16 protein-coding genes and 1 pseudogene are annotated in these 19,952 nt (G+C 67.7%); 3 read left to right on the plus strand and 14 right to left on the minus strand.

From position 1 onward, the window contains the following. From ACFWY6_RS30285 to ACFWY6_RS30320, 8 genes are all read right to left on the minus strand, one after another. Positions 1-2,751 (minus strand): hypothetical protein (locus ACFWY6_RS30285; protein WP_384696953.1); only part of this gene is annotated, 2,751 nt, incomplete at its 3' end. Further along, entirely contained in the window at positions 2,748-3,149 is a 402-nt protein-coding gene (locus tag ACFWY6_RS30290; RefSeq protein WP_384696954.1) for a DUF6507 family protein, read from the minus strand. The genes ACFWY6_RS30290 and ACFWY6_RS30285, both read right to left, overlap by 4 nt. A 47-nt stretch (positions 3,150-3,196) precedes the next feature. Next, positions 3,197-3,508 (minus strand): pore-forming ESAT-6 family protein, encoded by a 312-nt coding sequence (locus tag ACFWY6_RS30295; protein ID WP_351161619.1) that lies wholly within the window; start codon positions 3,506-3,508, stop codon positions 3,197-3,199. 48 nt (positions 3,509-3,556) lie between these two features. Further along, positions 3,557-3,886, minus strand: a complete 330-nt coding sequence (locus tag ACFWY6_RS30300) for a hypothetical protein (protein WP_135335256.1) — start codon at positions 3,884-3,886, stop codon at positions 3,557-3,559. A gap of 501 nt (positions 3,887-4,387) precedes the next feature. Next, complete coding sequence (locus ACFWY6_RS30305; protein ID WP_384696957.1) at positions 4,388-4,900, minus strand: NUDIX domain-containing protein; 513 nt, start codon at positions 4,898-4,900, stop codon at positions 4,388-4,390. Further along, positions 4,897-5,247 carry a hypothetical protein gene (locus ACFWY6_RS30310; protein ID WP_384696959.1) on the minus strand — a complete coding sequence of 117 codons (351 nt, stop codon included), beginning with the start codon at positions 5,245-5,247 and terminating at the stop codon, positions 4,897-4,899. Before ACFWY6_RS30310 ends, ACFWY6_RS30305 begins: the two co-directional genes overlap by 4 nt. A 1-nt stretch (position 5,248) precedes the next feature. Next, positions 5,249-6,160, minus strand: a complete 912-nt coding sequence (locus tag ACFWY6_RS30315) for a helix-turn-helix domain-containing protein (RefSeq protein ID WP_384696962.1) — start codon at positions 6,158-6,160, stop codon at positions 5,249-5,251. A gap of 80 nt (positions 6,161-6,240) precedes the next feature. Continuing rightward, positions 6,241-6,639, minus strand: coding sequence for a hypothetical protein (locus ACFWY6_RS30320; RefSeq protein WP_384696986.1), 399 nt, complete (start codon positions 6,637-6,639; stop codon positions 6,241-6,243). On the opposite strand from ACFWY6_RS30320, the gene ACFWY6_RS30325 reads away from it, so the two are divergent. Next, a complete protein-coding gene (locus ACFWY6_RS30325) occupies positions 6,550-6,930 on the plus strand; it encodes an ATP-binding protein (RefSeq protein ID WP_384696980.1) in 381 nt (126 codons plus the stop codon). The genes ACFWY6_RS30320 and ACFWY6_RS30325 overlap by 90 nt on opposite strands. Before the next feature lie 82 nt (positions 6,931-7,012). Next, on the plus strand, positions 7,013-7,150 hold the full coding sequence (locus ACFWY6_RS30330) for a hypothetical protein (protein ID WP_384696964.1): 138 nt from the start codon (positions 7,013-7,015) through the stop codon (positions 7,148-7,150). Between the two features lie 525 nt (positions 7,151-7,675). On the opposite strand, the gene ACFWY6_RS30335 is transcribed toward ACFWY6_RS30330, so the two are convergent. The 6 genes from ACFWY6_RS30335 to ACFWY6_RS30360 all read right to left on the minus strand — a co-directional run bounded on the left by ACFWY6_RS30335 (position 7,676) and on the right by ACFWY6_RS30360 (position 16,662). Then, positions 7,676-8,068 (minus strand): GNAT family N-acetyltransferase, encoded by a 393-nt coding sequence (locus ACFWY6_RS30335; protein WP_384696967.1) that lies wholly within the window; start codon positions 8,066-8,068, stop codon positions 7,676-7,678. A gap of 1,123 nt (positions 8,069-9,191) precedes the next feature. Continuing rightward, positions 9,192-12,527, minus strand: a complete 3,336-nt coding sequence (locus tag ACFWY6_RS30340; protein WP_384696969.1) for an RHS repeat-associated core domain-containing protein — start codon at positions 12,525-12,527, stop codon at positions 9,192-9,194. Between the two features lie 867 nt (positions 12,528-13,394). Beyond that, positions 13,395-13,637, minus strand: coding sequence for a PrgI family protein (locus ACFWY6_RS30345; protein WP_384696972.1), 243 nt, complete (start codon positions 13,635-13,637; stop codon positions 13,395-13,397). A gap of 6 nt (positions 13,638-13,643) precedes the next feature. Beyond that, complete coding sequence (locus tag ACFWY6_RS30350) at positions 13,644-15,665, minus strand: hypothetical protein (RefSeq protein ID WP_384696975.1); 2,022 nt, start codon at positions 15,663-15,665, stop codon at positions 13,644-13,646. Beyond that, positions 15,662-15,991, minus strand: a complete 330-nt coding sequence (locus ACFWY6_RS30355; RefSeq protein ID WP_384696983.1) for a pilin — start codon at positions 15,989-15,991, stop codon at positions 15,662-15,664. The genes ACFWY6_RS30350 and ACFWY6_RS30355 overlap by 4 nt, the downstream gene beginning before the upstream one ends. 347 nt (positions 15,992-16,338) lie before the next feature. Then, complete coding sequence (locus ACFWY6_RS30360) at positions 16,339-16,662, minus strand: hypothetical protein (protein WP_384696977.1); 324 nt, start codon at positions 16,660-16,662, stop codon at positions 16,339-16,341. Positions 16,663-16,890: 228 nt separating this feature from the next. Between ACFWY6_RS30360 and ACFWY6_RS30365 the strand changes: the two are divergent. Beyond that, positions 16,891-19,815: pseudogene (locus tag ACFWY6_RS30365) on the plus strand (LamG-like jellyroll fold domain-containing protein); the annotation flags it as partial. Positions 19,816-19,952: the final 137 nt, after the last annotated feature.

Raw genomic sequence — 19,952 nt, forward strand, 5'->3', positions numbered from 1 at the left:
GCCCACGGTGTTCTGGTCATACCCGATGGCCGTCGCGCCGTCGCCGAAGTAGACATGATCCCCAGTCTCCAGGACGAGATCACTTGCCTCTTTGGGAGGCACGGCAATCGTCGACTCGGGTGAGACACGTGCTTCGTAGTCACGTCGTGTGCCCATGCCATCGGAGGCGTCGGTGCCGCTATGAGCAACGTCTGAATCGTGGTTCACGTGGCTGTCCGTGGAGTCAGCCGTGTGCGACTGCCCAGCATCGTGATGCGGAGCCTGTTCGTCAGGTACTGCTCCACCCGCCCCCGGCGGTGCGTTACTCCGAACCTCACCAACGCCGTGGTGGCTGCCCGTGGTACTGGCGCCAGCGGTGGCGGAGGGCCCGGGGCGCACATCGTGCGTGAGGTCGATCGTGCCGGTCTCACGTGGTACGGGAACCTGGTCGAACATCTCATTCTGCTGAGCGTTAATGGCGTCCAGTTCCTCGCGGGTGACGCCAGGCAGCCGCCCCTTCTCGTACAGGACGTGCGTGTCCATCTTGGCGACGAAGCTCTCAGGGGTGTGGAACTGCACCTCGAAGATCCGGCCGGTCGCAGGATCGAGCCACGTCGAGTTGATGCCCTTGTAGCCGGGAGAATCCCAGGTGTTCTTGAACGTCACGCTCTCGAACCCCTGAGCGCGAAGAGTGTCGACTGCTTGCTGCACCCCAGGCGCGTAGTGGGGCGAGGGGAACTCGACGGTGTACCGGATGGAGTCTTTGACCTTCCCGAGAGCAGATTGTGCTGAGCGCTCGGGTTGGTTGATCAGCTGGGTTGCGAGCTTTCGCTTCAGGGAATCCTCGCCCTTGAGGCGGTAATCGAGACCGATCAAGCGTCCGTCATCGACGTTGTGCGTGATCTGCTGAAGCGTATCCGTAATCCGAGGCTCGGCCTCCGCGGACTGCCGCATAAAATCATCGGCCGTGGCATTGTCACCGGGGGAGAGGCGCAGACCGTTCTCCCCCTCCCACGAGCCATCCGGAAGGTTGCCACGAGGAGGCTCCGTGACCGTGACAGCACCGGGCACATGGGAGCCGCCAGTCCGCGGGGCGCCGCTGCCTTCGCTTCCGGCCCCTGCACCTCCATGCCCGGTGGTGGCCTGATCCCCGGCGGGCGTGGAGTCGTGGTCAACGCGGTCGCCTGGCATGGGATCGCCGCTGCCTGGGCTTGCGGTGTCGTCCCCGGATCGCCCGGCAGACCCGCCCACACCGTCTCCGGTATGGGCAGCAGCCTCTGGCCCTTGAAGAGGCGAGCTACGGGGCGGAACGTCCCCGTCCCGGCCGAGGGCTGCTGTCGCGTCGTCACCAGCGTGCACGCCGACCAGGACAGGCCCCCGTCGCGGCAGCGCCTCCGCCCCCTCACCGAGCCGTCCGGGGGCTGCGGCCTCCTTCGGTATGTCTTCGGGGCGCTGGATGACGTTCTGGTGCTCGTCCACTAGCGCGAACGTTTTGGTGTCCAGATAGACGACCTTGCCCGAGGGGGCGACGAGCGGCTGGAACCGCTCAGGCAGCGTGGCCGGGCGTGCGGGGAGGGCTGTGGTCTGGTCGGGTATCCGGTAGGTACCGGCGGGCATTTCCAGGTTCACGGCGCCACGGCTGTTCTTGAGGTGCGCGAACGTGTCCCGGATGGTGACCGCGCTGAACTTCGTGCCCTTGATGACATAGGTGACTGGATCGATCAGCCGGGCGGCCTTGCCCGCGATGGCGGCGGCTCGTGCCGCCGTGCCGCCCTTGGCCGCGGCGCCGGCTCCACCGGTGAAGACTGTCGTGATGACGTTGAAGGAGACGGTGCCTCCGGCGCGGGCCGGGTTCTTGCTCCACATGTCGTAGGCGACGAGTGCCTTGCCGGTCTCTGTCACCGCGCGGCGGGAATCACGCATCAGCGGGGGGAGTTTGTTTGCGGGGGTCTGCCAGTACTTGGTGCTGACGCCGGGCATGGTGCTGAAGGCCACGCCGGTGGCCAGCAAGCCAAGGCCCTTCCAGGCCTGATTCTGGGCGTCGCTCCCGTTGAATCCGGCCAGCGTAGCCAGGCCCTTGACTGTTTCCCATCCTCCGTCGACGAGGAAGCCCTCGGTGAAGCTGGTGACTTGATACGAGACCCATTCCAGGCCTTCGCGTTTCCTCGTCTCCGGTGTACCCCAGGGCAGCTTTTCCATCTGCTTGAGGACGTCGGCGGTGTAGCCGTAGGTCTTCGCGCCGATGGGCCGCAGCATGTTGCCGCCGGTCTCCATGACGTACTGGGTGCCGTCGACCAGCGCGGTGATCTTGTTGTTGGCGGCGACCTCGGCTGCCTGGAACGCGGCCTCCGCCTCGATGATGTCGTTATAGAGGGTCGTGTACTCGCTGTGCTTGCCTTCGTCCTTGCGCCAGTCGTCGTCGATCTTGCCGTCGTCGCCCCGCACGTCGTTCAGGAAGTCGACGGCCTGCGCTTGCAGGGCCTTGAGCCGTTCGGCGATCGGTTTGACGGTCGAGGCGTACTCAGCCAGCGCCTCCGCGACCGTGACGACCTTGTTGGCGTAGCTGTCCGCACCGTCGCGCACCGGCGCGGTCGAGGCGAACAAGTCCTCCGCCTCTGGGGCCGAGTAGACCGCCGACAGCGTCTGAAACTGGCTGTGAGCGGTGCTGCCGCCCAGCCGGATGCCCTCTGCCGCGCGTCGCAGACCCCCGATGTGGTGGCTCAACTGGTCCAGATCGCCCGTGAACTGGGGCACTTTTGCCGGATCGATCACAGCTGGCCGCGCTTCCAGCCGCCCGGCATGTCCAGATCCTTGTCGATCACGCCGGCTGCCTGCTGCTGGGTCCGGGCCGCCATCTCTATGTCCCCCGTCTGGTAGGCGGCCGTGGCGGTCAGTGCGCCATTGACCGACTTGCCGGCCCGTGCGCCGATGAACTGCAGCTCGGCCGCCGTACCGGTGGCGAACTCGGCCAGTGCGGCGGCCACCAGCCCGGCCGGCTGGCCCTGTCCACCACCACTCGCTCCGCCCGGAGCGACCGTGCCGGCCGTCTTAGCCGCGCCTTCCAGTTCCTCGCCGTACGTCTGAACCACCTCGTTCAGGGCATCCAGCACGTCGCCCATGAGCCCGGCCAGGACTCCCACCCCGGCCGGATCAATGTCCCACTTCGGCATGCATACCCCCTGTGATCACGCTGATCGAGTCGACAACTGCACCTGGGTCAGCCGATGTTGTCGACCGCGGCCCGAGCCCGCGCCAGCGTCGACTGGGCGGTGCCGTCGTTCTGCTCCAGCGTGGTGCGCACGAGGCGGATGATCTCCCGTACCTCGTTGGCCGCCTTGTTCCAGCGGACTTCCTTGCCGTGGTAGTCGTCTGACACGCCGTCGGCCTGGTAGTCGGCCATGGCGGCCTTCACCGCGCGGTCGCGGTCGCCGAGCACCCGCTCCAGCTGGCCGATGATGATCTGCAGGCCGCCCTGCACGTCGGACGAGGCGCCGGTGTCGTAGGAGCGGCGGTCCTGGTTTCCAGCCATGCCGAAGTTCCCCCTGCGTACGAAAGTTAGGTGTGCGGTGCGGGCGGGTCAGCCGGAGAAGCGTGCGCCGTCGAAGTTCGCCGCGCCCATGTTCTGGTGGGCGTTGTCCGACTGCTCCTGATCACCCGAGCCGAACGCGGTGTCCATGCCCGCCTGGCCGCCCAGGATCGAGGACAGCGCCCCGTTCAGATCCGAAGTGATCTCGTCCGCGCGCAGCTTGAACGAGTCGAAGGTCGCCTTGCCCGCCCCGTTGAACTTGCCCTCCAGCGGCTCCGCCGCCTGGACCAGCAGGCTGATCAGCGTCCCGAGATCGTCGCTGGACCCCACGGTGTTCTTCCCCAGCACCGCGAGAGTCGTGTCTCCCATGTCGAACTTCACGAACCCACCCCGTAAGTCGCCAACTATGTTGCGCGCTCCAACCGTTCACCGGTCACAGGATGCGCATGCGTCACTCACGCCACGTAGCGTATCGAACATTCTGTCCCATGAGGCGTTGCAGGCGCAACGTAGTTGGGGATGGGATGGCGTGATCTGAGCCATGGCGGGCGTCACGCAGGGGACCTGCCGCTATGGGGAACGTGACGGTCGATGGCCGCAGTTGCGCTGGTAGGAGTGATGTGCCGCCGTGTATGTGCCAGGCCGACGAGTCGCTGTCATGGGAGGTGCCATCGGCGGGCGGTGTCGATGAGGGGCGCAGGCCCGGGTTGCCATGGCCGAATCTGTGTACGGGGGCCGAGGCCATCTCAGAAGGGTCCGCCGACCGCCACTTTGAGGATCAGGTGGTGCATGGCGGCTCGACGGTTTGTCGTGGGATGGGGTGAGGCGGCGGACTGGGAGTAACTTCCCTGCACGGGATAGGCGGTACTCCAGAGGCGGGTGCTAGGCGATGGCGGCACCGTCGTGCAGGTATCGGGGTGCTCCGTCTGAGAGTGCTTCCAGCGCGGCTTCGAGCCTGTGCCGTAGGCGGTCCCGCAGTGCCGCCATAGCCTCTGCAGCCGGGGTGAATCGCAGCTCGGACAGCTCTTGATCGTGCGGCCGCAGAATGGCGATCTGGTCGGCATCGAGGGTTCCGCCGTCGAAGATGAGGGCGATCTGGTCGTCCCACGGTCCGTGCGGAGCCACCCAGTCGATGACGAGCAGGCGCAGCGGCCGGATGCCGAGGCCCAGTTCTTCCTTGAGCTCGCGTCGTGCTGCGTCGTCAGGGGATTCGTTGGCTTCAGCCATGCCGCCGGGCAGGTCCCAGCCCGGTTTGCAGGTGGGGTTGACCAGGAGAATCCGGCCCTCCTCGTCGCGCAGCAGGACGTCGGCGGCTACTCGCTTGCGTGCCTGGGTGGCGTTCCCTTCGGCGAGGTAGGCGTTCCAGGCGGCGGGGTCTGCGGGGGTGGGCCTCATGGAGCAGTGCCTTTGCTGGGCGGCGGGATGATGTCGGCGAGCAACAGCATTCTGGCCCGTCTCGCCTCGCCGAATCGCTCCAGGAGGTCTCGTACTGGGGGATATCCACGGTGCGGGATCAGTAGTTTGCGCAGGCCCTCGAGTTGGCGGACGAGGCGAACCGATCCGAGGGTGGGATCTGCGGTGAGCAGTTCGCGGGCCGTATCGACGGCGGCGTCCATCTCGTCGCGGTGGAGGTGGATGCGTACCAGCGTGATGCGGCTCAGGGCCAGGGAACGGGCGCGGCCGGACTCTCGCAGGGCGATGGCACGCTCGGCATGGATCAGTGCCTGGTCGTATTGCTCCATGTCACGGAGGATGAGTGCTGATTCGCTGGCCAGGGCCGCGTTGTCGAACGGGCTGAGCCACGGGTGCTCGGCCCCAGCGGGGGCTTCGAGGATCTGGTGGGCTTGGTCGAGGGCGTGGGCTGCGCGGGTCGGTTCGGATGCGGGCGGCCAATGCCCTGGCCGACATGGCGTGCAGTCGGGCCGTGAGCGTGGGGTTGCATGGGCGGTGGCCGGCGAGGTCGAGACCGGTGCGGGCCCAGTGGGCGGCCGCCACGGTGTCGCCGGTCTGGAGGGCGAGGTGGCTGTTGCTGGCGGCAATGTTGGCGGCCAGGGGAATGTCGCCGGAGGTGTGGGCCAGAGGGAGGGCGCGGGTGAAGTGGCGGGCGGCGAGGCCGTCGCGGCCGGAGTCGTGGGCCATCCAGCCGGCCATCTCGGTCAGTGCGGCTGCTGCGGCGAAGACCTGGGGGTTGCTGTCGGCGTCGACGAGGCGCTGGGCGATGTTGTAGCTGAGGTGGCGGATGACCGCGCCGTACAGGCGCCCACCGCCAGTCTGTCGGTCGGCGCTCCGGAAGGCGTCCATCGCCGTCAAGTCGCCATCTTCCGGAGGTAGTTCCCATCCGCTAGGCGCTGTCTGGTTTGGGGTGGGCTCCCAGTGGCGTGGGGCGAGCCCGAGGAGCTGGCCGGGGATGTGGAAGGCATCCGCGATCTGCTCGAAGATTGCGAGCTTCTCCACGCGGCTCTTGCCGTTCATATAGTCGTAGAGCCGTCCCTGGGTGATGTCGACAGCGGACGCGATGCGCCGGGTGCTGATCCCCCGGTGGTTGAGCAACCGGAACAGCGCTCCCATGTCGCGCTGTGTGCAGGCAGAGAGGAGCCGCTCGTCGCTGAGCAGTCCGGCGACGACCTCGCGCTGCTCGCGCTGTGTACGGTCCATGAACCTCTCCCCGTATGGCGTGGTTCGAGACTATGTCCAACGTTCCAGAGGTGACTCCGACTTGGGGTCACCTGGCGGAGTCACATGGGCCGTGGGTAAGGGAATTTACTGAGTTCCGCCGTTCGGAGCCGCGTAATCCGCGCGTATTCACTCTGTACGGCGTGAACGGTGGCCGTTCTCCTCTTCGCACCCCTTGTGGGAGACGGACCACTCCATCCACAGCCCGAGGAGTAGTCCTCATGACCACCCGACGAGCCCGTATCGCTGTCGCTGGAGACCCTTCCGCTGTTGCCTACGCCCGTGACCGCATCCTGAAGCAGATCACTGGTTGGGGTGGGCCGTTGGACGGAGATATGCGGGACGCGGTCGAGCTGGTCGCCTCGGAGCTGATCACCAACGCGGTAGTGCACAGCGAAGGTCTTGTCCTGGTTGGCCTCTACTACCACCCGGGTGAGGGTCGACTGCTGCTCGTCGTCCACGATGGGAACTGCGGACCGCCCCGGCGTCAGAATGCGACGGCCGACGATGAGAGTGGGCGTGGCCTCGCCCTGGTGGATTTTTTCGCCTCCCGGAATGGCTGGGAGCCTACCGAGCGAGGCAAGAAGGTCTGGGCCGAGTTCGATCTCCCCGTTCCGGCGACGACAGCCGGCCGAACAGCCCCATTAGGGCCGAGGCTGCCGGCCGCCCCGTCTGCTAGTACGCCGACGAACTGCGACGCCAGTTTGAGACCGGCCACCCAGGCTCGGTCGGCACGTGATCGCCCACCGTGAGCCAGTACCCCTTCGTGACCTTGCCCGGTAGGCGCGGTCGGCCTCGACGGCGTGGCCACGCTGCTCGTTGTTGTAGACGGTGATGGCATTCACTGTGCGGTCCGTGGTGCTGCTCTCCGTGATCGGCGTGGGTGGGCCCCAGCGCAGGCCCATGCCGAAGTCGGGGACGGCGGACACCAGGCCGAGCAGGGGAAGTGCGGTGGGCGGCGATCAGCACTGAGTTTTCGGCCGCGATGGGCACGACGGGGATCAGGAGGGCGCGACAGTATGCGCTCGACGCAACCGCCTCGTCCTGACGATGGTGGGCGTGACGTAGCGCGTCAGGTCAGCAATGCCTCGCAGGCAGAGCACCGCTTGACGGCCACCCTCTCGGTGTTGCCTTCTATGGCCTTGGCCGGATTGTTGCTGCTCAGGCGGTCCCACAAACCAGGCGGAGGGTTCGGGATCGCGCCCCACCGCGGGGCCTTCAGGAACTGCTTCTCCAGGTGACCGCACGATTCGGTGGCATGCGCGTACCCCGTCGGGGAGATCCAGATGACGTCGACATCCTGAGGACGCCGTTCTCGTCCACCAGAGAGGCTGCGCCGACGCGCATCCGCAGCTGGCCTGCCGGGCGGGCACTCATCACACTCCAGCTCCGGTATGACCTTTTCGCCGCACCCCTCGCATTGTGCGTCCACCATGTCCACCAACCTCAACTCACCCGTGTGCAAACCGACTTACGAAATGCTCGGGCGTTAACAGGTCACTCGGCACCGGTCTTCACGCGATACACGACTTTCCCGTCGAACTCGGCGAACCCGAGGGCGCCATAGAAGGCGCGCGCATCCGGGTTGTCCCGGTCCGTCATCCACTCGACCCGGCTGCACCCGGGACGCGCGGAAGCGACGTGCCGCAGCTCATCCATGAGGCGTACGCCGATGCCTTGCCGACGGAGCGTGTCACGTACGTACAGCTCCTTGAGGAACAGGGAGTGGGTCGACCCCGCCGACGGCCACAGGAACGAGTACGCGGCGAGGCCCACGACGTCGCCCTCCTCATCCTCGACCAGAAGGGCGGAGGCCAGCGGCGGCGAACCGAACAGCGCCTCCTCGACCTGTGTCTGGCGCTCTTCGAAGGGCTTCGGAGAGGGCGGCAAGCACTGCGGTCAAGCCGACCAACGTCACCCCCAGCAGGGCAAACGACAACCAGGCGTGCCGCTGCATCCAGCCGAGCCAGGCAGGCCAGTTCGACGTCTCGGACACGGCATTCGTGACAAGCCCGACGAGCATGGTCGTTGCCGCACCGCCGCCGGCAACGACGGCGATTGCCATACCGCGTCTCATTCTCATGAGCTCACCGCATAGCTGCCGTTGGACGACAAGGGCACAAGCGAAACCAGCCCGGACAAGAAGGACCCCCGAGATCGACACCGCGACGTTCCAAGCGCATCAGTGACACGTCGGCCGGTCAAGGATGCCCTAGGCCACTTGTCGCCACCTGAGCGCACTGGAAGGGGTGAAATCGTGGGGTCTTGGCGGGGCGACAGCGAGGATGCCCAGCCCTGAGCAGGACGGCCCTCTGGGTGATGTCCTTGGGGTCGATCGGCCCGGAGCGAGGCGGCGATCCAGGAACTACACAGAGATGGACGTCAGCCAGCGGCCAGATGTTCTAATCGGGTCCGTGGGCGTAGCGCACGTCCGACTGGTCGATCGGGAGTGACTGGTAGGGCATCTCGATAGTCATGGGGGAGCAATCGTAGGGCGATCACCGCCCTTTGCCGCAAGGGATTCTCGTCCAGACGCCCCACCTCGCAACCTCAATGCAGGGTTGGAAAAGGCTCAGCGACATGCGACTTCATCTGGACACAGCGCAGGTGGGGCTACTGATCTGCCTACCACCCGCCAGAGAATGAATGAGGGTCTGCCGACGCTGTCGGCAGACCCTCATTCGAGATCTAGGTCAGGGATCTCCGAACAGCTTCTGCTGGCGCTTTCTTTCCAGGAGGCAGATGCCGATAAAGCTCGCGCCCACGGGGAGTCCCAATAGGAGGGAGATCAGAATGCTGCGGGTGACTCCGTCCCCCGCGTTCAGGGATGCGAGAAGCCAGCTCGCAAACGTGACCACCCCTATGCATGTACCGATGAGCAGGGGATGCCTCGCAACGAATCTGTGCCTTCTGGCAGGCGGTCCGCCGAAGAGTTTCTCGAAGCGCCAGTAGGCATCAGCAATGCGAGCCATCCGCCCCCTCGGGTCCGGAGATCCCATCAGATCGCTCCACCTCAGTTGGGAAGGTTCCGGTCGGCTCTCCACCGGTTGACCGCAGGGCCGAGCTTCCCCGCGAAGCTACCAGCAACCCCCCACGCCATGGGCTGCCAGGTCGCCGACCAGTACCCGCCGAGGCTCCGGTCCTCCCCGGAGACGCGGTTGGACAGCGCACCGGCCGCACCCGCTCCAACGATGATGCAACCGGCCGTCGCGGTCATGCCGGTGACGAAGCTGCACCCAGCGGCGACCCCGATTCCGAGGATGGCGCCGCTGTGCTTCTTCCAGACCTTCTTCACCTTCCCCCACCCGGGTATGCCCCAGAGTCCGTTGGGGTCGATGATGTTGGTGGGGTCACCGGAGGCGTACAGGTAGGGGTTGGCTTCCAGGCCCGAGGGGTCGGGCTGGGTGAAGCGGCCGGTGCGCGGGTCCATGTACCGGGCCTCGTTGTGGTAGAGCCCGGTCGGGTCCTGGTAGCCGCCGGCGAACCGGTAGGGCTGGGGGACTTTCTCGCTGATGTTGCGGGTGACGCCGCGCGGGCTGTAGTCGTACGTGTTGACCTTCGCACCCTGGTCGTCGACGACGGCTCTGGTGGAGCCGATGGCGTCAGTGAGGTAGTAGAAGGTGCTCTGTGACCTCAACGGGCCTTCTGTGCGGAAGGAGTTGAGGTTTCCGCTCGGCTCACGGGTGAAGTTCATGTCCACCCCGGCCGTGGTCTTCGAGGACAGGCCGACAGGGCCGTTGTGGAAGGCGGTGTCACCGAACTGCATGCGCTCGGACTGATCGGTGGAGGCGTAGCGCCCCTTGACCTCCTGCCCGCCCTGGGTGAGCGAGGTGAGCTGGGAGAAGTCGTTCCACTGGCCGCCGGTGCGAGCCGTTTCCGGGGTCGGGGCGGCGGCGGTCTCGTTGCCGGCCTTGTCGTAGGACCAGCCGTTGGTGTCACCGTTCTTGCCGGTGATCTGGGAGGCGTCGTTGTAGGTGTAGGTGGTGCCGCCGGGGCAGCCCGCCTTGACGCCCTGCGAGGTGAGGTTGCCCGCCTTGTCGTAGCAGTACAGCCAACTGTCGTTGACCGTCGACCCCTTGGTCTCATTGGTGAAGGTGAGACGGCCTGCCGAGTCGTAGGTGTAGGCACGCTTGAGCCCGGCGACGGCATCGGTCTCGGTGCGGATCTGCGTGCCGTCCTTGGTGGTGCCGCCGCTCGTGTATGAGTAGTCGTAGGCGAGGTCGACCAGCGTGCCCGACGGCGAGGTCGCCTTGATGCGCTGCGCGCGGTTGGCCTTGTCCGGAGTGATGGTCTCCACGGTGCCGCCGGGAAAGCTGGTCTTGGTGCGGAAGTCGTTCGCGTTGTACTCGTAGCCGGTCTTCTTGCCCTGCGCGTCGGTGAGGGTTTCGAGCTTGTTGACCTTGTTGTAGGTGTACTTCACCGTGCCGGACGGGTCCGTGTACGTCTCGACGTTGCCCTCGGCGTAGTAGGTCAGGACGGTCTGCGAGCCGTCCTGCAGCGTGCGGATCGTCTCGCGGCTCAGCGGGTCGAAGTCGTACTTGGTGACACCGGTGGCATCCGAGCGCTGCTTCAGATTTCCGTCACCGTCGTACTCGTAGGTGACGGTCATGTTCGTACTGGAGACCTTCTTGATCCGGTCGCGACTGTCGTACACATAGACGGTCTTGATGCCGCGCCCGTCCACGCTGGTCTCCGTACGGCCCAGACTGTCGTAGGTATAGGTGGTCGCACCCATGGGGTTGGGCGGGGTGACCTTGGACAGGTTGCCCTTGGCGTCGTAAGTGACCTTGGTGGTCTTGCCGTTGGCGTCGGTCACCTCGCAGCGCTGGCCCTTGAAGCCACCGCAGGTGGGATCGGCGGGGTTGTAGGTGAAGGTGCGGGTGCCGCCCTCCGCCCCGGCGACGGTCTCCTTGGCGGTGTTGCCCGCGGTGTCGTAGTCGTACGTGACGGCCAAGCCATCGGCGGACGTGATCTTGCCCGGGACGTCCGCGCCGGCGATGGTCTTGTAGCCGGTGAGCGTGGAGGTGGCGCCGGTGGGCAGCTTGGCAGAGGTGGGGTTGGACCGGGTGTCCCAGCCGTAGGCGGTGACGTTGCCCGGGGTGCCGCCCACGCCCATCGCGTCCACGGCCGTCTCGAGGTTGAGGTTGGCGTCGTAGGTGCTCTCACGGTTGCGGCCCAGCGCGTCGGTGACCTTGGTGATCTCACCGTCGGCGGCGTGCGCGTAGGTCGTGGTGTTCCCGGCCGGGTCGGTGACCTTGGTCGTGCCTGCCTGCCCCTCCCCGGCGGTGTACACGTAGGTGTACGTCGGTCCGGTCTCCCCGGAGCCGTCGAAGTGGGTGGCCCGCTTCATCGAGGTGACGCGGTTGTCGCTGTCGTAGGTGAAGACCGTCACCCGCCCCTCCGGGGTGGTGATTTTCGTCAGGCGGCGGTCGGCGTCATAGCCGAAGGCGGTGGCCTTGCCCTCGGTGTCGGTGACCTTGGCCAGGTCGCCAGCCGCGTTCATGTCGTAGACGACGGTGCGGCCCGCGTTGTCCTTGGCCTGCCACTGCGATGCATCGGTCTTGACCAGGTCGACGAAGCGGCCCGAGCGGGACTCGGTGAGTTTGAAGCCCTTGTGCTCACTGCCCTCGTCGTGCTGCTCGACCAGGACGTGGCCGCCGTTGCGGTCGGAGACCTTCACCAGCGTGCCGGAGGCGCTGTAGGTGTCCTTGGAACCCGAGCCGCGCTCGGTCACCGTGAACTCACCCTCGGCAGTCTTCTTCAGGTCGAGGCGGTAGCCCTTGGGCGTGGTGTAGGTGCCGTCCGTCTTCTTGGTGAAGGTGACGGCGCCGCCGGTGGCGTCGTACAGCACCACCTGACTGTCCTCGATCTGCAGGTAGCGCTCGTAGTTCTGCCACCAGCGCTGCGAAACCTTCCCCCACGGCGCATCGAGGGAGTTGTACGTGCGGGTCAGCTGCAGGGACTGGCCGACCCCGGCGACCTGGAAGTCGGTGCCGGCCAGCATCAGGTTGCCGGTGGAGTAGTTGACGCGGGCCACCAGTGAGTCCGTCACCCGGACATCGGAGATCTGGTGCCAGGGCACGTCCCCCTGCCCCTTGGGCACGACCGCAGCCACTGCCTTCGCGGCCCGCTCCCGCTTCCCGGTCGCGGTACCGGCCCGCTCCTTCTGCGCCGCCCGCCACGCCGCCACGTCTGGCGACGGCTCACGCTCACGGACCGAGCCCGGGGCTTTCGTCTCGCCGACCTTCACCGGGGGCATCTCGGCCTTGGCTCCGTCCTTGCCCCAGGCCGAGGCCGAGGGGCCCGCGGGATCGGGCTGAGCCACGGCCGCCGGTATCACACCCGCCATGAGCGCAATGGTGACCGAAGCCGCCACGGCGGTGCGTCTCACTCGGATCTGCCTGCGTCTGTGCGATGTTCCTGTGGTACGTGAAGACATGCTTCTCCTCAGGACGACAGAGCCCAGTGACCCCACGGTCACTGGGCTCTCGCACGCTAGTCACGAGCACTTAGAAATCGCACAATCGTTCCCCGTGGTTGCCCTGGCTTTCAGCCCCGATCATTGCCGCGAAAACGACAAGTAGACAGCATCCCGAACCCCACAGGGTGCCCCGTAGTGTGACCACCAGCCGCTGAGCCTGAGCGGTGGGGTTCGACTTGAAATGAACGCCACCTTCCCGCGATCACCGCCTGCTCAATAAGCCAAGCGATGCCGGACAGTACTCAGGCAGGTCAGGCGCCGTCGCAGATCCGGGCAGGTCCTGTCTGCCGGTACTAGCCACAAGGCAAGGGGGCGGTCGTTGCGTTCGCGGCGTGCGGTCACGGTGACTGGCGGCCGGGGTTCGACAGCCCACGGGTAGCCAGGTGGCGGCGGCTCGGGTGACTTCGGCCGCGGGCGTGACAGATGCCTCGTCGGTGCGGGGGCGCGGACGTATCGCTTGTTCGTCTCCTCCTGGCTGCGCTGGCGGCCTTCCCGGTGTGTGGGTGGACCGCCGAAGTCCCCGCTGGCGGACACGTAGCGAGGGACGCCCGCAAACGACAGCTCCCCGACAGCGGGTTCCTTTATCACCCATGGTGGTGAGCGAGGGACCACCCAGGGCAGTCTGGCTCGGGCAACCGTCGAGGCGTTACTTGGGTGGGAGCATCCGGGTCGCGTTCAGGGCGGTCTCCAGCCAGTCGTCCAGGGCGTCATCGTCGAGGACCTCCCCAGCCACCACTACCCAGCCGTTCGCTTCCCGGCCACCGCTACGACCACGGCCACCGACGCGACGAGCACCACGTACGTGAGCGGCGCCATGAAGGGGCGGCTCGCCCAGTACCCGCCGTACAGGACCAGAGCGGTGGTGGCGAAGATGGCGGTCTGCCGTGCGGTGAGCGGTCCTAGAACTTGATCACTTTTGGCGACGTCGGCAGGGATCTTGGCGGGCAGAACGCTCTCGTCATCATCGCGGTCACTCACGAGGCTCTACCTCCGAGGGTTGCGAGGTGGGGCAGGCGGTTCGAGGGGCAGGCGCAGTTGGACGGGGCGGGCTGGGCGTACGCGGACCCGTGGGGCAGTGATGGGCAGGACGAGTTGGCGGCCGCGGGGTGCTGGGGTGCGTGCGGCAGGGGCGGCCGGCGAGGCCGGTGCGGCGGTGGGGAGTGCAAGGCCTGGGCGGGGGACGCGTGGGGCGGCGATGGGGAGCCAGCCCTGGACCGGTGCGGGTGGGCGCGCCGGGACGCGGTTGACGGGGATGGGGAGTGCCAACTGGCGTATGCGGCGGGCCTGGGCGGGGTGGGGCACGGCGCGCGGTCCCTGTTGTGGGCGGCGAGCGGGTGGTGCGTTTCGGGGGCGTGGTTGCGGTGGGCGGCCGCCTGGCGGTGCAGGCATCGCGGGTGCGGGTGCGGGTGCGGGTGCAGGTGCGGGTGCGGGTGCGGGTGCGGGTGCAGGTGCGGGTGTGGGCGCGGCCGGGCCTGGCTGGGCGCCGCCAGCCGGCGCGGGACCTGGGCCGGGTGCGGCAGGTCCGGCTGGTACGGGGTGGCCCGCGCGCGCTCGGCCCGGTGCGGGTGCCCTGCCCCGGGCGGCTGCTCCGCCACCCGGCCTGCGCGGTCCGCCGCCCGCTCCACCGGGGCCACCGCCGCCGGGACGGCCACCAGCGCCGCCACCGCCGGGGCGAGGGCCTCCGCCACGGAGTGGTCCGCCGCCCCCTCGGCCGCCGGGGTGGATCCCACCAGGCCGGGGCCGACGGGCACCGCCGGGCAGATAGTGGCCCATCAGTTGATACATGGCCAGGTGCCGCAGCATCCGTACGGGTGCCGGGGCATGCGGCTGCTGGATGGGCGAGCCGCGCAGAACGACCTGCAAGGTCCAGCCGGGAATCTTGAACAGCACCCAGAACAGGGCCAGTCCGGCCAGCAGTGTGCCCAGCTGATCTGCTTTGGGGATGCCGAGGGCGGTGGCGCCGGGGGCGAAGAACAGCTTCAGCGCGAGGACGAACGTCATCGACTGCGTGACCTGGATGACCAGGCACCCGGCAAGACCGCGCCACCACAGCCGGGCGAGGGGATCGGTGAGCGGGTGGGCGTGGCAGGACAGCGCCAGCGGCGCGGCGACCGCGAGCAGTGCCATCAGTGCGACCCGCACGATGAAGCCGACCAGGATCGCGATGACCAGGACGAGTTCGACGACGGCGAGCAGCAGCAGGTAGATGGCGATGCCGGTGGGTCCGAAGAGGGCGAAGGGCAGGGCCTGTTCGACCAGTCCCTGTCCGGCGTCGGAGAGGTCGGTGCCCATGATGGCGTGGGTGAGGGCGTTGGCTAGGGAGATGGCCTTGCCCATGACGGTCAGCGAGGTGGCCGCCGCGATGATCCCCACCAGCAGGCGCGGGGCGATCTGCTTGAGCGCGTAGCTGGTCTGTACGGTCTCGTAGCCCATGACGGTCAGCCCGCCGCCGGTCACGAACAGCACGTAGACCCCGATGGTGATGGCCATCGAATCGGCCCACAGGCGCTTGATGTCCGCGTGCTTGGTGACGTCCGGAGTGGCCAGCAGTGTGTCGGCGAGCAGCTCCCGCAGCGGCTTCATGGCCTGCTCGATGAGCATCCCGAGGAACGCGGTGATCGCGTTGATGACCATGCCGGGGATGTCGAGGAGGTTGCCGAAGAACCCGTCCGCGTTCGGATCGGGCGGCGTCGCGGGAGGAGTTGGCCCGGGAGCGGGTTCCGGCGGCGAGGGCTTGTCCGGTGAGGGCTTCGGCTTTCCTGGAGCGGGAGTTGGCCCTGGCTGGGGTTTCGGCTCGGCGGTCTCGGGACCGGAGTCCGGGGGCGGCACCACCGGACCGGGCTGCGGGGCTGGTTGGGGTTCTGGCTCCAGAGGCGTGGCGGGCACGTTGGCGATTGCAGCCGGAGGCGTCGTGGCGTAGGCGGCAGGCACCGCGACCACGATGCCGACGGTCAGTAGAAGTGCTGGGAACACCAGGGTGCGCACGAGGTGAAGAGGGGAGCTCATGGTCCCTTCCCGGCGCCGACGATGCCGTTGAGGATGGTGACGATGACCGGCGCAAGGATCGCCAGACCGTAGCCGATGGCTGCCGCCTTCAAGGCCCGCTTGGCGGACTCGACTTCGCCCGGATCGCCACCGGCCATCAGATAGCGCAGTCCGCCGAAGGTGAGGAACAGGGTGGCCAGGCCGGCGAGGATGCCGACGATCCAGTTGCGCAGGTTCGAGATGACCTGCGGGATGGTCGCCACCGCCCACGAACTGGGCGGGTCCGACAGGAGCGTGAGCAGCGCGAGGACGAGGACGAAGAGCACCCGGGCCGGGACGCGGACCAGGCGACGCGCAACGGGGCGGCAGGCCCCATCCCGCGGCGGGTACGGAGACGCGAGCACGGACACACACCTCCAACGGCGGGGCACACAAAGGGGAGTGAGACGAGAGCAGCGAGAGGAACGCTCTGTTCCTGGGGCACGGGCCAGCCCGGCAGCGCTTCACCTCCTTCAGGGGTGAAGTCGAGCCGCTGGACGCGGGGAGGGGCAGATCCGGGGTGTCAGCACCAGATGACGCCGTACCCGAACCCCAGGAACAGACGGGGCATGAGGACTCTTACGGTGCGGAGAGCGCCTGGGGTGTCCTCACCCATCTAAGGAGAATGCGGGGGAGGGACTGTGCCACGCCTCCGTCAGGCATCGGTGATGTTCAGCGCGGCGACAAGGCGCCGCTCGGCCGCCGCGCGGTGTCGAAACGCCGTACGCGTACTCATCCCGACGGCGCTCGCAGCCTTCGCCATGACCTCGCTGTCCATGCGTGTCCGGCCGATGAGTTCGGCCTCGACCTCTGTGATGACGCCGTCGTCCACGGCGCGCTGGAGCACCGTGTCCACCGCCGCGTCACCGACAACGGGCAGTGGCTGGGGCGCGGTGTTCTCGTCCAATGGCACGGTTCCCGTCCGCCGGGCGCACTGAGCGGCGTAGATCAGACGATGGGCGGCCCGGTTCTCCAGCACGCACCATCCGCAGGCCCGCCAACGGCTCCCGAACCGACAGAGCGGTGAGCTCGGCGCTGACCGCTGCCAGCACCTCCTGCTCCAGCTCGCAGACCTCGACCTCTGCCAGCCGAGGCAGGCGGCTCAACGCCTTGCGCAGTCCGGGAATGATCAGGGCGACGGCGACGGTGCTCCACGGCTCCCCGAGTGCCTGGCGTCGGCGCAGCACCTCCCCCCACACTCGGGCCCGTGTCGGTGTCACCAGACCTGGACCTGCTGCGCGGCAAGGACACGGTCTACCCCGTGTTCATCGACCCTTCGGTGGGGCTGGGCGCTTCGGAGTGGACGAAACTCTCGTCGGACGGCGACAAGTTCTGGAAGTTCAGCGAACCCAAGGGGGTTGGCCGCTGCGGCATCGCCGAGGGGTACTACTGCTCGCAGAACGGCAGCTACACCGACCGGATGTACTTCGAGTTCGGGGCCTCCAAGCTGGCCGGCAAGCAGGTGCTGGATGCCACCTTCCGCGCGTATGAGACCTGGTCGTTCACCTGCAACCCGTACTGGGTGGACCTGGAGCGCACTGACAACATCTCGGAGGGCACCCGCTGGCCGGGCCCCAAGCAGCTTGACCAGATGGGCGACCGTTACGTCTCCGCGGGCCGCGGGGATCTGTGCAGTCCTGATCAGCCCAACGCTTGGGTGGAGTTCAACGACAACCCGGACGAGAGCGACGAGAACCTCACGTCCACGGTGCGCTCGCTCGCGGACGGCAAGATCTCCCGGCTGACGCTGATGCTGCGCGCCAAGGACGAGAGTGAGCCGCGGGCGTGGAAGCGGTTCGACTCCAACGCCGAACTCAAGGTCTGGTACGTGCACAAGCCCGGCGTGCCCACCTCGGTCGGAGCCATCCCCGGGACCGGCACCAAGGCATACTGCCGTGCGTCGTCGGCACCGCTGACCGTGACCACGGCGACCCCGACGGTGCAGGCGCGGGTGCAGACGAAGGTTGAGCAGCACCTGGGCGAGGAAGAGGGCTACCTGCAGGCCGAGTTCGTGATGCAGCGCTCCAGCACCGATACGACATCGGGCTCCTGGTCGCAGGTGTGGAGCGACTACAAACCGGATTCGGGCTGGGACCCGGACGGCACCCTGGAGAAGACCACCACGGACAAGCGCGCCGACGGCGGCCTGTACCGGTTCAGGGCGCGCACGCAGTCGCACTGGAGCTACAACGGCAAGTCGGGCGATCTGTTCTCGCCGCACTCCCCCTGGTGCTATCTGCGCATCGACTCGACCGCGCCGAAGGAACCGACCATCGTCACCGGCGCTCCGTACACCGAGTGCACCGCCAACGACTGCGCGGCCGGCGGCGGGCCGGGGGAGCCGGGCTCCTTTACATTCAAGCCGAATGCGGCGGACGCGGATGTGAAGGCGTACCGGTGGCGGTTGTTGACCACGGACGCGGACGCGACGAAGTCGGTCAACGCAGCCACCACCAATGCCCCGGTGACGGTGAAGGACGTCAAGCCCGGGCTGCCGGGCACGCAGACCCTGTCGGTGGAGGCCAGCGACCTGAAGCTGGACAAGGACGGCCGGGTGCGGTGGGGGCCGCCGGCGGAGTTCGCCTTCAAGGTCGGTGCGGCTGCAGGGACCACAGGGCGATGGCGCTTCGAGGACGGAGCTCCGGGATCTGCCCTGATGACGGCCAAGGACACCGGCGAGGTCGGCACACGCCACGACATCGTGCTGCGCGATGAGGCGGGAACCGGCTGGTCGACCATGGGCCGACGCGGTGCTGCCGACTACGCACTGCGGCTGAACGACAACCTCAGCGACCCCGCCCAGCAGATCGGGTACGCCTCCACCGACGGGGTGTCAGTCAACTCCCAGGACTCGTTCACCGTGTCCGCCTGGGCCTACCTCACCGACGCCTCGGCCAACCGCACGGTGCTCTCCGCGCCGGGGGAGCACGGATCCGCGTTCACCCTCTATTACTCGTCGGCGTACAAGAAGTGGGTGTTCAACCGCACCGACCAGGACAAGGACGGCCCGGTCTACATCCGTTCGCAGGCCGATGCCGCGAGCCCGCCGCTGAAGGTGTGGACGCATCTTGCCGGTGTCTTCGACACCCAGGGCGATGCGGACAAGAGCAACGACACGATCCAGCTGTACGTCAACGGGCGGCCACAGGGCGCGCCGGTGGTGCTGTCGGATGCCGCGGCCGGCTACACGCCATGGACTGCGGACCGGAACCTGATGGTCGGACGCTCGAAGGTGGGCGGCAGTTACGGCGAGTACTTCCTGGGCCGGGTGGACGAGATCGCAACCTGGCAGCGGCCCCTGACAGCGGAGGAGATCCGCTTGGAGGACCGGCTGGAGTCCCCGACGGGTCAGCCCGCCAACGAACTGGTCGCGCACTGGGATGCCACCATCTCGTCCGGCAGTCAGGTCACCGAGAGCCCGGAAGACCCCGACGATCCCGCCAGTACGTCCTTCCCCTACCGCCGCGGCGGGATGACCCTGTCGGGGTCGGGCGCGGGCCTGACGGGCGAGGACGCGACAGCGTTGGTGCTGGACGGAAGCGCCGGGTATGCCTCGGCAGCAGGCCCGGTGGTCGATGAGGCCGGCTCCTTCACGGTGTCGGCGCGTGTGCGGCTGAACAAGACGCTGCTGGCGGCCAAGCCGGTCGGCTACCGAGGGCTGGTGGCCGCGCAAGCCACCCCGGTGGGCAAGGAATCGTCCTGGTCGCTGTGGGTCGAGAAGGTCGCGGACGACATCTACCAGTGGAAGTTCGGCCGCACCGCCGTCGACGCCACCGGCAAGGTCATCGACACCGCGCTCGCCCCGGCCCAGGAGCCGGTCGGCGAGAAGGAATGGGACACCTGGGTGGACGTCACGGGCGTCTTCGATACCGGTCGCGACTTCACCGACGGCGAGGGCAAGCAACAGTTCGGCGTCGTGCAGCTCTACGTCGGCCAGTTCGTGCAGCAGGGCGAGGACGACCCCGGATTGGGCGTGGCCCAGCAGGGCGGCGGGGCGCTCTCGGCGGGACGCGGCTCGGCGGCCGGTGTCACCGGCCACTACCTGCCAGGTGACCTGGCCAAGGTGCGGGTGTGGTCCGGGGCGATGACCCCGGACCAGGTCAGCAGCCAGATCGCGCAGCTCTCGACGTAGCCGCGCAGGCGCTCACTCCTTCCCCCCTGACTTCTGCTTCCTGACTTCGACGGGGGGGGGGGGGGGGGCGCGCCCCGCCCCCGCCCCCCGGCGGCGCCTCTGGAGTCTAGGCGGGGAGCGGGCGCCGAGCGGGCGCG

Source organism: Streptomyces sp. NPDC059037 (assembly GCF_042740015.1).
In the GTDB taxonomy this organism is placed as follows: domain Bacteria; phylum Actinomycetota; class Actinomycetes; order Streptomycetales; family Streptomycetaceae; genus Streptomyces.